The sequence below is a fragment of the Yersinia entomophaga genome, from assembly GCF_001656035.1.
GTDB classification, from domain to species: Bacteria; Pseudomonadota; Gammaproteobacteria; order Enterobacterales; family Enterobacteriaceae; genus Yersinia; species Yersinia entomophaga.
The window spans coordinates 2,734,960-2,749,003 of sequence record NZ_CP010029.1; the positions used below are offsets into that span (position 1 = coordinate 2,734,960).

Here is a 14,044-nt window from a genome sequence, read left to right on the forward strand (position 1 = left end):
CGTTTCTCGCTCATCTTTAATCCTGTGGTTGAACCTCTATTTTGCCATGTTCCACTCGGAACATCTTGCCCTTTTCACCTACCATGTCGGTTACTTGTTCAGCGCTAACCGCACTGACAAAAACCTGTGCCTGGGTGGCTTTCAAACGCTCAGCCAATAAACGGCGTCGGCCGGTGTCCAGTTCAGAAGCAAAATCGTCAAGCAGATACAGGCAACGCCGCCCGCTCTGTCGGGTGAGAAACTCACCCTGCGCTAACCGCAGCGCGCACATCAGCAGTTTTAGCTGACCGCGCGATAGCAAATCTTCTACCGGCGTACCCTCGGCCCGAATGCGGAAATCCGCTTTATGCGGGCCGACGGCGGTATAGGTTAGCGCTCTGTCACGCTCAAACTGGCGTTCCAGCAACTCACCGTAGTCGCTCTCTTTGTCCCAGCCACGCTGGAAAGAGAAACTCAGGGCGAACTCTGGCAGGAACAGGGCGCATGTCGCAGCAATATCTGCGGCAATGGCGTCACTGTATGCCGCTCGCCATTCGCTAATACGCTCAGCCAGCGGGATAATTTCCTGATCCCAAGGCCGTATTTGCGCATAGCGATTCACCTGGCGCAGCGCGGCGTTGCGCTGCTTAAGTAACCTTTTCAGGTTGCTCCAGGCAGTAAAGAAACCGGGTTCATTATGAAAGCAACCCCAGTCTAAAAAAGCGCGCCGAAACTTCGGCCCGCCGTTCAATAAGGTAAAACCTTCTGGCGTGATCAGCTGCATTGGCAACATTTGCGCCAGCTCAGCCACTTTATGGCCGTCACTGCCATCAATCCGCACTTTACTTTCGCCCTGGCGACTCTTGCTTAACCCAACGGACAACTCACGCTCACCGCCGTCTACCCGCCCATGTAATACAAACTCAGGACAGTCATGGCGAATCACTCTTCCTGCCTGTAGGCTACGAAAAGCCCTACCATGACCAAGGGTATATACTGCTTCGAGTACGCTGGTTTTGCCGCTGCCATTGGGGCCGACGAGAAAATTAAATCCCGCGGCCGGTGCCAGATCTGCAGATTCGATATTACGAAAATCTTTTATCAGTAAACGCGTCAAAGCCATGAAGCTGGTTCTTATTCTTATGATCGAGGACGTCATTATCGCCGGCAGACTGGATGTGAGCAGAGTTCAGCCTCATCCATGCAGGCAAATAGACAGCCCGATAAATACTACAAACGCATTGGCATGACTACGTAAGCCGCCGCCTGACTCGCGCTATCTTCAATCTGTACGCTTGAAGTCGAATCCGTTAGCAATAGGCGAACATCTTCACATTTCAAAGCGTTAAGCACATCCAGTACGTAGCTGACGTTGAAACCGATTTCCATTTCCTCGCCTTCATAGCTAACGTCCAGAATCTCTTCGGCTTCTTCCTGCTCAGGGTTGTTTGCCGTGATCTTGAGCTGATTATGGCTAACATAGAGGCGAACACCGCGGAATTTCTCATTCGATAAAATAGCGGCGCGGGCGAAGGCCTGCTTCAGCAAATCACAGCCTGCTTCCAGCGTTTTATCCGGATTCTTCGGCAATACACGGCGATAATCAGGGAAACGGCCGTCAACCAGCTTGGAAGTGAAAATAAAATCACCCACGTGAGCACGAATGTTGTTACTGCCAATTTGCAGACGCAGTGGCGTGTCGCCGCCGTCCAGCAATCGAACCAGTTCCATGACCCCTTTACGCGGCACGATCACCGAATGTGAAGGCAAAGTCTGGCCAATAGGCATTGAGCACACCGCCAAGCGATGGCCGTCGGTGGCTACGGTGCGCAGTTCTTCACCTTCGGTTTCAAACAGCATACCGTTCAAGTAGTAACGCACATCCTGATGGGCCATTGAAAACTGGGTTGACTCAATCAGACGCTTCATCGTGGCCTGAGGCAGCATAAATTCTACCTCACTTTGCCAGTCATCCAGATTCGGAAAATCAGCGGCAGGCAGCGTAGACAACGAGAAGCGGCTGCGACCAGAACGCACCAGCAGGCGATCGCCATCCAGCGCCACGGTAATTTCAGCCCCTTCCGGCAACCCACGCCAGATATCAAAAAACTTCCGCGCAGGCACGGTCGTTGCGCCCTGTTCATGGGAGTGGGACAAGGCGACTCGCGCCACCATTTCCATTTCCAGATCGGTACCGGTCAGCAGCAAAGAGCCTTCCGTGACTTGCAGCAACAGATTGCCCAGAATTGGCAACGTCGGACGTCCACCCAGCGGGCTACTGACCTGTTGCAGGGGTTTTAGCAGATGCTCACGTTCAATGATAAATTTCATAGCGCTAGGAGGATAATGTTCTGATTAAGTTAGAGAAATCTTCTTTGATGTCGTGACTTTCTTCACGCAACTGCTCAATTTTCCGGCAGGCGTGCAACACCGTGGTGTGGTCGCGGCCACCAAACGCATCGCCGATTTCAGGCAGGCTGTGGTTGGTTAGCTCTTTGGCCAATGCCATCGCCATTTGGCGTGGGCGAGCCACCGAACGAGAACGCCGTTTGGAGAGCAGGTCTGCGACCTTGATTTTATAATACTCGGCCACTGTCTTCTGAATATTATCGATAGTGACCAGTTTTTCCTGTAACGCCAGCAAATCACGCAGCGCTTCACGCACAAAATCAATGGTAATGGCGCGTCCGGTAAAGTTCGCGTTGGCAATGACGCGGTTCAGCGCCCCTTCCAGCTCACGAACGTTAGAACGCAGGCGTTTGGCAATAAAGAACGCCACTTCTCCTGGCAGACGAATATCATTTTCATCCGCTTTTTTCATCAGGATCGCAACGCGGGTTTCCAGCTCCGGCGGCTCAATGGCGACCGTCAAACCCCAACCAAAGCGTGATTTCAGACGATCTTCCACGCCATTTATCTCTTTCGGGTAGCGATCCGAAGTCAAAATGATTTGTTGATTACCTTCAAGCAAGGCGTTGAAAGTATGGAAGAACTCTTCTTGTGAACGCTCTTTATTGGCAAAGAACTGGATATCATCGATCAGTAACGCATCTACTGAACGATAATAACGCTTAAATTCTTCAATTGCGTTGTTTTGCAACGCTTTTACCATGTCCTGCACAAAGCGTTCGGAATGCATGTAAACCACTTTGGCATTGGCTTTACGCGCCATGATGCCATTCCCCACCGCGTGTAACAGGTGAGTTTTACCCAAGCCGGTGCCGCCGTAGAGGAATAGAGGGTTATAGGCACCACCCGGATTATCCGCAACCTGACGGGCTGCCGCGCGGGCCAGCTGGTTAGATTTACCTTCAACAAAGTTATCGAAAGTGTGCTTAGGGTTGACGTTAGAGCGATAAGAAAGCTCTGGCTGCGCCGGTGAGCTGTCCCAACTCGGACGCATCGGCGCACTGCGAATCACCGGAGCGGCGGGCGCACTGACGCTGGCGGCGGTAACCGGTTGATTCTGTGTTTGCACCATGGGTTTGCTGCCAACTTCAAAGCGAAGCAAGGGTACGTTTGTACCGCAGAAGTCATTAAGCAAACCATTGATATTGTTTAAGTACTTATCACGTACCCAGTCCAAAACAAAACGATTAGGTGCGTAAAGCGCCAGAGTATTGTCACTCAGTTCCGCCTGTAGGGGGCGTATCCACATACTAAATTCTGTGGCAGGTAACTCATCCTGCAATCGGGCAAGACACTGCTGCCAAAGCGAAAGTGACACGGCGGACTCCACTCGAACAAGATCAATAAAAGAAAGAAATCAGGATATTGTGTAAATCATCGTTTTTGACACACGCCAATTGGCCTGTAGCAGGCCGAAGCGACATGCGAACCGTTTTTACGGTTGTTTTTTTACGATTAACATCCCCCCACGATCCCAGAGTAGAGATCGCGATCGGAATGGCGGATCATAGCGCAAAAGGAGCAATAGATCCTCCCCTTCCTCACAGATTAGATCCTTTTTATCCACAGGTGTGGCTTGACAAACAAGTGTAACCCACCGCGCCGCATTTGGTTGAGCACATCAGCATTAATCAAGAAAAATTTCAGACTTTCCTGAAATAACCCACAGCCTGCCCACAATCCGATCCCCTGATGAGAACAAAGGATCTTGATGCGATCCTTGCGATTTATCAGGGAGTCCGTATAATCCTCAGCCCTACGTGTGATGCCTGTTTTCCAGATGGCTTTGGCCAAACGGAATCCTTCGGTAAACACGGGCAGGCTCCTTGGTAAACTCCCGGTTTGGAAAACTTCCTTACTGGCTTGCGCAATGTGAATTGACTCAGGACTGTACAATTATTACAATCCCGCTTCTTTATATGTTGCGATTGAGGCGTCGGTGGTCTTCACTCCGAGCAGCCAAACGCGTTTACTGAATCAGTAATAATTTTAAGTTTAGGTAGAAATCGCTATGAAACGCACTTTCCAACCGTCCGTATTGAAGCGCAACCGTAGCCACGGTTTCCGTGCTCGTATGGCCACCAAAAATGGTCGTCAAGTTCTGGCTCGCCGTCGTGCGAAAAGCCGTTCTCGTCTGACTGTTTCTAAGTAATAAAGCTAACCGACTGAGTGGTTAAGCTCGCTTTCCCTAGGGAGTTACGTTTGTTAACTCCCAGTCATTTCACTTTCGTCTTCCAGCAGCCACAACGGGCTGGCACGCCGCAAATCACCATCCTCGGCCGCCTGAACGAGCTGGGGCATCCCCGCATCGGTCTTACCGTCGCCAAAAAACATGTCAAACGTGCTCACGAACGTAACCGGATAAAACGCTTAACACGCGAAAGCTTCCGGCTGCATCAGCACACGTTACCGTCTATGGATTTTGTGGTGTTGGTTAAAAAAGGTGTGGCTGACCTTGATAACCGTGCGTTGACGGAAGCTTTGGAAAAATTATGGCGCCGCCACTGTCGCCAGGCTCCCGCATCCTGATCGGCCTGATTAGGGGCTATCAGCTCGTAATCAGTCCGCTGTTGGGGCCACGCTGTCGTTTCCATCCGACGTGCTCTCATTACGGAATTGAGGCATTGCGCCGGTTTGGCATGATAAAAGGCAGTTGGTTAACGCTGAAACGCGTATTAAAATGCCACCCTTTGAACCCAGGTGGCGATGATCCCGTGCCGCCGAAACCCGACGATAACAGAGAACACTAACGATGGATTCGCAACGCAATCTTCTCCTCATCGCGCTGCTGTTCGTGTCTTTCATGATCTGGCAAGCATGGCAAGTGGATAACAACCCACAAACCGCCGCCCAGACCACGCAACAGACTTCGAACGCAGCTAACGGTGATACCGCAAGCCAGGCCGTGCCAGCCAGTGGCCAAGGCCAATTGATCACGGTTAAAACTGATGTGCTGTCTCTGACCATTAATACACGTGGTGGTGACATTGAGCAGGCTAACCTGCTGGCTTACCCGGATTCTCTGGGTTCAGACAAAACATTTGAGCTGTTGGAAACCACGCCAGCCTTTGTTTATCAGGCGCAAAGTGGCCTGACAGGCAAGAATGGCCCGGACAACCCGGCAAACGGCGAACGTCCGCTGTTTGAAGTGGCGCAAAACAGCTTTGTGCTGGCTGACGGTCAGGATGAACTGCGTATCCCTCTGACCTTTACCGGCAAAGATGGCTCGGTCTTTACGAAAACGTTCATCGTTAAACGTAACGATTACGCAATTGGCGTGGATTACCACGTTAAAAACGCCTCTGCCGCACCGCTGGAATTGACGTTATTTGGGCAATTGAAGCAAAGCATCAACCTGCCTAAACACCGTGATACCGGTAGCAATAACTTCGCACTGCACACTTATCGCGGCGCGGCGTACTCCTCTGATCAAGATAATTATCAGAAGTATGCTTTCGATAAAATCGAAAAAGAACCGCTGAATATCACCACCAAAGGTGGCTGGGTTGCGATGTTGCAGCAGTATTTTGCAACCGCGTGGATTCCAGCGGCTAACGAAACTAACACCTTCTATTCTGCCGATCTGGGCAATGGACTGGCGGCTATCGGTTTCAAAGGTGCGCCTGTTGTCGTACAACCGGGTGAACAGAAACAGCTGGGAGCAACCCTGTGGGTTGGCCCGGAAATTCAGGACAAAATGGCCGCTATCGCGCCGCATCTTGACCTGACTGTTGACTACGGCTGGCTATGGTTTATCTCTCAGCCACTGTTCAAACTGCTGAAGTTCATTCACGGTTTCGTCGGTAACTGGGGCTTCTCCATCATTGTCATCACCTTTATCGTGCGTGGTATCATGTACCCGCTGACGAAGGCGCAGTACACTTCGATGGCGAAGATGCGTATGTTGCAGCCTAAACTGGCCGCGATGCGTGAGCGAATCGGCGACGATAAGCAACGTATGAGCCAGGAAATGATGGCGCTGTACAAAGCTGAGAAAGTGAATCCTCTGGGCGGCTGCTTACCGTTGATCATCCAGATGCCAATCTTCCTGGCCTTGTACTACATGCTGATGAGTTCCGTTGAGCTGCGCCATGCGCCGTTTATCCTGTGGATCCATGATTTATCGGCGCAAGACCCGTACTACATCCTGCCGATTCTGATGGGTATAACCATGTACTTCATCCAGAAGATGTCACCGACTACCGTGACTGACCCGATGCAGCAGAAGATCATGACCTTTATGCCGGTAATTTTCACAGTGTTCTTCCTGTGGTTCCCAGCAGGTCTGGTACTGTACTATATCGTCAGTAACTTGGTGACCATCCTTCAGCAGCAGTTGATTTACCGTGGCCTGGAAAAACGTGGCTTACACAGCCGCGACAAAAAGAAATAATGTGTATCGGTAATCATCTGTAGTAATAGCCTAAGGCGGTCAATTGACCGCCTTATTCTTTTTTAGTAGAAACCACTTTTACGCCGTCCAAGAGAGAGATAACCATGAGCGCAACGGATACGATCGTCGCACAAGCTACCCCACCGGGACGCGGTGGCGTTGGCATTTTACGTGTTTCAGGCCGTGCCGTGGCGGCCGTCGCCGAGGCAGTTTTGGGTAAATTACCCAAGCCGCGTTATGCCGACTATTTGCCTTTCCGCGATGCCGACGGCACCACGCTGGATCAGGGTATAGCTCTCTACTTCCCCGGCCCGAATTCTTTCACCGGCGAGGACGTGCTTGAATTACAAGGGCATGGTGGCCCTGTAATACTGGATTTATTGCTTAAACGCGTCTTGGCCCTGCCAGGCGTGCGTATTGCTCGCCCGGGGGAATTTTCCGAACGTGCGTTTCTCAATGACAAACTGGATTTGGCACAGGCGGAGGCTATCGCCGATCTGATCGACGCCAGTTCTGAGCAGGCCGCGCGTTCGGCGGTCAACTCGCTACAAGGCGCTTTTTCAGTCCGAATTCATCAACTGGTGGAAGCACTCACTCACTTGCGAATCTATGTGGAAGCTGCGATTGATTTTCCTGATGAGGAAATCGACTTTCTTTCTGATGGCAAAATAGAAGGCCAGTTGAACGGCGTAATGCGTGATCTGGAAAACGTACGCGCCGAGGCTCGTCAAGGCAGCCTGCTGCGAGAAGGGATGAAAGTGGTCATCGCTGGTCGCCCAAATGCAGGAAAATCCAGTCTTCTCAATGCATTAGCAGGACATGAAGCCGCCATTGTTACAGACATCGCCGGTACCACCCGCGACGTGCTGCGGGAACATATTCATATCGACGGTATGCCGCTACATATTATTGATACCGCTGGCTTACGGGAAGCAAGCGACGAAGTAGAGCGAATTGGTATCGAACGTGCTTGGAACGAGATCGAACAGGCTGACAGAGTGCTGTTTATGGTCGATGGCACAACCACTGATGCTACTGAACCTGCGACAATCTGGCCAGAGTTTATGGCTCGTTTGCCCGCAACATTACCGATTACCGTCGTACGTAATAAAGCCGATGTGACAGGCGAGACGCTTGGTTTAACCGAAGTGAATGGTTACTCACTTATTCGTTTATCAGCCCGAACCGGCGACGGAATTGACCTGCTGAGAGATCACTTAAAACAAAGCATGGGGTTCACCAGCAATACCGAAGGGGGCTTCCTGGCTCGGCGCCGCCATTTACAGGCGCTGGAAGCCGCTGCACAGCATCTGGTTCAAGGTCATGAGCAACTGGTTGGCGCACAGGCTGGCGAGCTTCTGGCTGAGGAGTTACGCCTTGCTCAACAATCACTTAGCGAAATAACCGGTGAATTCAGCTCTGATGATTTGCTGGGCCGAATTTTCTCAAGTTTCTGTATCGGTAAATAATCAAAACCGAATCGGGCTAAGCCAAATACAGTGCTTATCCCGATAATTTATGATGGCATTTTATTCAGAGGCCATCATAAAGATCAAAGAACATTGCAATAAGTGGTGAGTGAGCACTCACCACTTACAGAGTTCTAGCTAATAAAGGCGCTCAATCGGCAAAAGCATACTTTTACCTCATCTACTCCCTATCGCGCTGCTGCTATTGCGCCCTTAAATTAAGGTTATTTATAATTGACGGTGAAAGTAGCCGTAGTCATCAGACTGCCAGCAGCAATTCTATTCTCGGTTTGATAGAATCTGGCCTTATAGGGCAGTTGGGTTAAAGTAGAGAGACTCCCAAGCGGTTGTTCTGTATCAAAAACCAAAGGAGCATCCCGCTCAACTATTTGAATGCCCACCCCCGCTGAAGTAGATGTCGAATCCGCTTTGATGACGCCGTTGCTACTTCCACCCTGCCAGATAATAGTCGCTTGAACCCCTCCACTACACTGCACTTCAATATCAAAACTTCGCTCACCGCTAGTGCTGCCGACACCTTTAAAGGTATTTTTCAATACAGCGCCCATTGGAACATCAATTTGGGGCGTCCTGACTTCACAGGTTTTTGCCGTTACTTTAAAACTGGGAATTTCGTAGCTAAATAAAATCTCATCGGTATTGAATCCCTTCTCATCCTGACGAGCTAATATTATTTTTATTGGATTAACCACACCAGAGTCGGCATTCTTATCAACTGATATATAAAATTTACCGGTGAAGTTTTTTCTGACACCGATCCCTCTCATACTACCAACATTCATTTCCTGAGGGCTTAAATTATTTGGTTGGAGGCTCCACTTTATTTTCACTCCTAACAGATTGGTATCAAAATAATTATTTATGCCAATACTAGACACACCCAGCATAGACTTAACATAAATTCCCTGATGGGTTTTCCCCGGACAATTTACGTTAATTCCACTTACAGTTTTAACTATTATTTTCGGTGAATGAGCCATATCTCGACGAATAGAAATATCATCAAAATTAACTACCCCTACAGCTCTGTTAGCGTTACATACAGGGGATTTTGCAGCTTTCGCTCCATTTAAATAACTACAAAAAATAATAGATATAACTAACATCAATCCTGTTTTATTATATTTTCGGCTAAGAAAAATATAATTAATAGAAGCAAACATAAAAAATCCTTTTAATAACGACACTGGGCCACAAGCCGTAAAACACCTGATTTATCTGACATCTTTGATAAATCTAACTTTGCATAACAGTGCTGAGCAGGCTCTTTTCCCCATTGCACCTTTATTTCCGCATTTTCTGGAACGGCGTTTAAGTACAACTCACCTTCATCACCAACAATTCCACTGCTATCACCGTTTACCAACGTGGCACTGGAACCAAAAGGTACAGGCTTATTATCACTAAGTAATGTCACCAGTATTCGGTGCCCCTGCCGGACGCGAAAATCAGCGGCAACCACCGCGCCACGGGTTGGTACAACTTGCTGCACTGACTCATCCAAATCGAGGCCGTCAGCCAGTCCTTCTGTATCTAAAGCCACGCGGTTATAGGCATAAGGTTCAATAGACGGAATAACTGCATAACCTCTCGAATCAGTTTTAATGCCTCTCTGATTTAATATTTTTGCTTCCGCAGCGCCTTCTGCTCTAACCAATGCCACCGTCTCCCCTAAAGATTGAGAGAAAGTAATACCATCACGGTGAGCAACAATACCGCCCGATAATCCGTAATTTAGCATTCTGCTATTATCGCTATGGCTATATGCCATATTCATGCGTCCAGCATTATGAACATATTCCAACGACGCGCCGGCGCTGGTTGTCGCATAATTATTACTTTGATCCATGCGGATACCGTATAACAGCGCACGATCTTCCAAAGCACTTCCATTAAACGCTACCTGTTGTGTTCCCTGTCCACGATCGTTTCTATTAATACCGTAGGTTAGGGTTCCATTTGATATCCATTTATCCAAAGGAATAGAAACGTTAAAAGAAACCTGTTTATCCCTGGCGGCGGTATTTTCACGACTATCGCTATAAGAAAGGTTTAATCCATATCCAATACCCGCGCGATTAATAGTATATCCGGCGGATAATGATTGGTTTTTTCCCTGCTTTCCCCAGTAGTCCTGCTGGTTGGCTGACAAATAAACACTGCCCAAATCACCCATTCCCTGATTTAGAGTTAACTGTATTTGGCTACGTTTATTTAGCCCAGCGTTAACTGATTTTTTCGCTGTATATTCGTTTGCTTCCGCAAATGAGTAGTAGCCCGATGTAGAATAGCGATAGCCAGCTAACGTCAGCGAAGTTCCCGTGGTTTCAATACTTTTTGCATATTGAATACGATAAGACTGCCCTTGTTTACGCTGATTATCTTTCAGTCTGGCATCGGCCAGAGTCGTATCCAGAGAGATAGCACCGAAATTACCTAAGCCGAGTCCAAATCCGGTATTTAACGCGCGATAATTATCAGCAGCCTGTATACCAGAAAGTAAACTAACTCGATTAGAAAGCCCATAAATAAAGGAGCCTTCACCAAAATAAGGCTGATAAATATTGGCCCCAGAACTTCTGTAACGGCCAAAAGTTACCTGGTATTTTAATTGCCCTTCTCTTTGCATCATCGGCACTGAAGAGAATGGCTGGACAAATTTACGCTGTTGCCCGTTCTTTTCGGTGATCGTAACCTCTAAATCTCCGGAACCAGAAGTTGAATAGAGATCGGATATAACAAACGGCCCAGGCGGCACATAACCTTCATAAATAACATAATTATTTTGGCGAACCGTTACCCGAGCGTTGGTTTGAGCGATACCACGAATAATGGGTGCGAAACCTCGCTGGCTTCCTGGCAGCATTAAACTATCGGATGAAATGGATGCACCCGTGAACTGTATACTGTTAAATACATCCCCGTCAGTGAAAGCTTCACCGAGAATCATTTGGCTCTTTAACCGATGAATATCTCGCTGAACGTAACTGTTAATAGATGAGAAACGGCTACCCCCCTTATTTTCTTCAGAGTCATGACTATAGGTAGATTGGTTTCTGATACGCCAGGAACCAATATTAATTCCACTTCGTACATTTAAAAAATAGCTTTGGTTTTTACTTGTTCCATTATGATTATCCGAGCCGGTTAAATCATAGTTCACTAAAAATGAAGACAGCCCCTGTTGCCATAAATGCGATGAAACGGCATCTCTGACCTGAACATCTAGCGCAGCCTGCGGGATGCTGATATCCAAACGTTGAGAATAAAAATCAAAAACAACAGACGCCTGAGGAATATATTCTTTAAGGTCATCAATAATATGTTTTGAAGGAAGATCACTCAGCGTCGGAGTTGACGATATTTTTACGCCAAAGCGGCGGAGGTCATCCACGGTTAACTGTGGTAATAATGCTTTATCCGCCGTCTGAATAAATCTGACCCGCCTGGTTTCTTTCTCATTTCCGTTAAGAAATATAACCACCTGATACTCACCGGGTAATTGACCACCAGAGTTTGAAAAAGCGCTTAAATCAATAACAGCTTGCTCTGCATCACTTAACTCCAACGCAGATAATCGAAAATGGTCTTGCGCCAGAACCGAAGATGATAAGCATAAAAAAAAGGCTGAAATGAGCGTACAAAATAATAACTTTAGCGCACCTGGATTTATATTTAACATAATACTTTTCAGCCTCCTGCTGATCGTTCATCTTCCTTTTACCGCAGTTTTTGAGTGATCTCCGGGCTGACACCACCGTAGCTATTAATGCTGCTCCACTTTACGGCACAACCCGCTAAGCCCGATGGAAGTAAGAAGTGGGAAACACCCTGCGGAGCTATCATGTCCGCGCCTGCCAAAGCTTTACCATTAACCCTAATTTGTCCTAGAGTGACGTAATAATTGCTGGGGTTTTTCACCTCAAGCTGGTTACCAATACGACGAAACATCAATGATTTATAAGCCTCTTCCGCATCTCCAATGATGCCTTTAGGCCGGTAAAACAGTTTGATCCTCGTTTTAACCGCTATTAATAAAGTACTTTGTTCATTTTCTTGCACCGAAGGAATAGATTTCACATTCAGGTAAAACACCGATTCCCTATCTTCCGGTAAGTGACCACCGGTGCGCACAATTCTGAGCGTACTTTCTTTACCTGCATCCAAACGAAATAATGGAGGCGTCACGACAAAGGGAGGTTTCTCACCTTTTGTATTGCTATTGATAAAGGATTGAATTAAATAAGGCTTTGTTTCATCGGAATTAATTACCGAGATTGACGCCTCTTTTTTATTTCCATCATAGATAACTCGTGTTCCTCCAACGGTGACACCTGCCCAAGCCGGATATATGAATAACATTGATAATATCAACGTTATTTTCCTAATAAAAAGACACAAATTAAATAAATCATTTATTTTAGATTTCATAACAACTGTCCATGGTGTTAATTATCCCTGGCAAATAGCCATCACAATTCGCCTGCTGCCAGGGAATAAATTTTTATGAAAATTAATTTATATTTTTATTTATAAGAAATGTCGAAGTTTAGAGTAGCCTCTGCCTTTCCTGCTACGCCAGATTGACCATTAGCGACATAAGCGACTTTAAAAGGAATGTTTACATTAGCGCTATTAATAGCATCCGGGTATTCATAGCTAGCTGAATTTAAAGATATTTGATTTCCATCTTTGTCGTAAAGACCTATACCGATCCCTTCAGCGCCTGTTGCATCTAATTTTAACAACTTGTCGTCCTCGAGATCTGCCGTACCGGTAAAAGCGATAGACATAAGAACCGGAGCTCCAGTAACAACCGGGCAACCCGTTAATTTAATATCGAAATCTCTCTCACTTCCGCTAACTTTATCGCCTTTATTTTTTATCTCGCTTTTTAAAAATGCGCCCATTGGGACAGAAAGTGCTGATCCGCCAGAAATGGTACAGGTTGTTTCCATAATTTTACCGGTAAATTTTACCGTTCCGTTTGTTACCCCATAAGTCGTGCTACTTAAAGACATCAACGTCCCAGTAATTAATGATAAAACCACCCTTCTTTTCATTTACATCTCCTTGACAAATAAAATAAATATCCATTTTTTAAACTTCAAAATAAAAGCGTAAATAATTTATGACAAAAACAACTTTCCAGTACAGATATAAATCTGTACTGAGATAACAATGACAAATAACTTAAAAAACCAGAATAAAATTTTCGATAAAAACAAGAAATAAGAGCTTTAAATAGCTCCTATGTTTTTACTTTTAAATAACCATTAGCGATTTGTAAAATCCATTTACTTTCTTAATTAAGATTCCATCCTTAGCCTTTTAATTAATATCTTTTAAGGAGAAAATTATATGGGATTTTATGATTCAGATCAAACTTTAATCTATTTACAGTAAAACAAGAAAATGACTTAAGTTAAATTGTTTTTTTACAATAAGTTAAAGTTTAAAGTAAATAATTCTTTACACTTAGAAGTTAATTATCTCTACCTTCATCTGGTCTGGCCTGTGGGAATTTTCTGCTTTATTTAATTAATAATCTCCCAAAACTTAATCATCTTTGTTATCTATTCCGATATAAAATGAAATAACCTACTTTATTAGTATATTTATTTCGAGCTATTAACCTGTTTAAACCGAGGTATTATCCTTAAAAAAACCAGATAACCACATTATTTATATGTGTAACATTAGATAATGTCTCATCTACTCATGCTAAGAAAACCTTGTTTTTCTTCATTTCTCCCACTGGATCTAATAGCCG

The 14,044-nt window shown here is 46.4% G+C and carries 13 protein-coding genes; 5 read left to right on the top strand and 8 right to left on the bottom strand.

The window, feature by feature from the left end; translation table 11 throughout:
- Positions 1-16 precede the first annotated feature (16 nt).
- From recF to PL78_RS20540, 4 genes are all read right to left on the bottom strand, one after another.
- Positions 17-1,102, bottom strand: a complete 1,086-nt coding sequence (recF, locus tag PL78_RS12440) for a DNA replication/repair protein RecF (protein WP_064515944.1) — start codon at positions 1,100-1,102, stop codon at positions 17-19.
- A 107-nt stretch (positions 1,103-1,209) separates the two neighbouring features.
- Positions 1,210-2,310 (bottom strand): DNA polymerase III subunit beta, encoded by a 1,101-nt coding sequence (gene dnaN, locus PL78_RS12445; protein ID WP_064515947.1) that lies wholly within the window; start codon positions 2,308-2,310, stop codon positions 1,210-1,212.
- 4 nt (positions 2,311-2,314) lie between these two features.
- On the bottom strand, positions 2,315-3,706 hold the full coding sequence (gene dnaA, locus PL78_RS12450) for a chromosomal replication initiator protein DnaA (RefSeq protein ID WP_049597411.1): 1,392 nt from the start codon (positions 3,704-3,706) through the stop codon (positions 2,315-2,317).
- Positions 3,707-3,936: 230 nt separating this feature from the next.
- The gene (locus PL78_RS20540; protein ID WP_064515949.1) at positions 3,937-4,203 is read right to left on the bottom strand and encodes a hypothetical protein; all 267 of its coding nucleotides are present in this window, start codon (positions 4,201-4,203) and stop codon (positions 3,937-3,939) included.
- A 196-nt stretch (positions 4,204-4,399) separates the two neighbouring features.
- Here PL78_RS20540 and rpmH point away from each other — a divergent pair, with 196 nt between their 5' ends.
- The 5 genes from rpmH to mnmE all read left to right on the top strand — a co-directional run bounded on the left by rpmH (position 4,400) and on the right by mnmE (position 8,250).
- Entirely contained in the window at positions 4,400-4,540 is a 141-nt protein-coding gene (gene rpmH, locus PL78_RS12460; protein ID WP_002220736.1) for a 50S ribosomal protein L34, read from the top strand.
- A gap of 17 nt (positions 4,541-4,557) precedes the next feature.
- Positions 4,558-4,917: a ribonuclease P protein component gene (gene rnpA / locus PL78_RS12465; protein ID WP_025380108.1), complete on the top strand. Its 360-nt coding sequence runs from the start codon at positions 4,558-4,560 to the stop codon at positions 4,915-4,917.
- Positions 4,881-5,138, top strand: a complete 258-nt coding sequence (gene yidD / locus PL78_RS12470; RefSeq protein ID WP_049597413.1) for a membrane protein insertion efficiency factor YidD — start codon at positions 4,881-4,883, stop codon at positions 5,136-5,138. Before rnpA ends, yidD begins: the two co-directional genes overlap by 37 nt.
- A 2-nt stretch (positions 5,139-5,140) precedes the next feature.
- Complete coding sequence (gene yidC, locus PL78_RS12475; RefSeq protein WP_064515951.1) at positions 5,141-6,781, top strand: membrane protein insertase YidC; 1,641 nt, start codon at positions 5,141-5,143, stop codon at positions 6,779-6,781.
- A gap of 104 nt (positions 6,782-6,885) precedes the next feature.
- Entirely contained in the window at positions 6,886-8,250 is a 1,365-nt protein-coding gene (gene mnmE / locus PL78_RS12480; protein ID WP_064515953.1) for a tRNA uridine-5-carboxymethylaminomethyl(34) synthesis GTPase MnmE, read from the top strand.
- Positions 8,251-8,474: 224 nt separating this feature from the next.
- On the opposite strand, the gene PL78_RS12485 is transcribed toward mnmE, so the two are convergent.
- From PL78_RS12485 to PL78_RS12500, 4 genes are all read right to left on the bottom strand, one after another.
- Positions 8,475-9,434 carry a fimbrial protein gene (locus PL78_RS12485; protein ID WP_064515955.1) on the bottom strand — a complete coding sequence of 320 codons (960 nt, stop codon included), beginning with the start codon at positions 9,432-9,434 and terminating at the stop codon, positions 8,475-8,477.
- A gap of 11 nt (positions 9,435-9,445) precedes the next feature.
- Positions 9,446-11,953: a fimbria/pilus outer membrane usher protein gene (locus tag PL78_RS12490; protein ID WP_064515957.1), complete on the bottom strand. Its 2,508-nt coding sequence runs from the start codon at positions 11,951-11,953 to the stop codon at positions 9,446-9,448.
- Positions 11,954-11,991: 38 nt separating this feature from the next.
- On the bottom strand, positions 11,992-12,702 hold the full coding sequence (locus tag PL78_RS12495; RefSeq protein WP_235600968.1) for a fimbrial biogenesis chaperone: 711 nt from the start codon (positions 12,700-12,702) through the stop codon (positions 11,992-11,994).
- Positions 12,703-12,797: 95 nt separating this feature from the next.
- Positions 12,798-13,334, bottom strand: coding sequence for a fimbrial protein (locus PL78_RS12500; RefSeq protein WP_064515960.1), 537 nt, complete (start codon positions 13,332-13,334; stop codon positions 12,798-12,800).
- Positions 13,335-14,044: the final 710 nt, after the last annotated feature.

Bases quoted from the DNA above. Each gene is read 5' to 3' on its own strand.
- yidC (WP_064515951.1), top strand. From the start codon at position 5,141: ATGGATTCGCAACGCAATCTTCTCCTCATCGCGCTGCTGTTCGTGTCT.
- PL78_RS12495 (WP_235600968.1), bottom strand. From the start codon at position 12,702: ATGAAATCTAAAATAAATGATTTATTTAATTTGTGTCTTTTTATTAGG.
- rpmH (WP_002220736.1), top strand. From the start codon at position 4,400: ATGAAACGCACTTTCCAACCGTCCGTATTGAAGCGCAACCGTAGCCAC.
- recF (WP_064515944.1), bottom strand. From the start codon at position 1,102: ATGGCTTTGACGCGTTTACTGATAAAAGATTTTCGTAATATCGAATCT.
- mnmE (WP_064515953.1), top strand. From the start codon at position 6,886: ATGAGCGCAACGGATACGATCGTCGCACAAGCTACCCCACCGGGACGC.
- PL78_RS12500 (WP_064515960.1), bottom strand. From the start codon at position 13,334: ATGAAAAGAAGGGTGGTTTTATCATTAATTACTGGGACGTTGATGTCT.
- dnaN (WP_064515947.1), bottom strand. From the start codon at position 2,310: ATGAAATTTATCATTGAACGTGAGCATCTGCTAAAACCCCTGCAACAG.
- yidD (WP_049597413.1), top strand. From the start codon at position 4,881: ATGGCGCCGCCACTGTCGCCAGGCTCCCGCATCCTGATCGGCCTGATT.
- PL78_RS12485 (WP_064515955.1), bottom strand. From the start codon at position 9,434: ATGTTTGCTTCTATTAATTATATTTTTCTTAGCCGAAAATATAATAAA.
- PL78_RS12490 (WP_064515957.1), bottom strand. From the start codon at position 11,953: ATGTTAAATATAAATCCAGGTGCGCTAAAGTTATTATTTTGTACGCTC.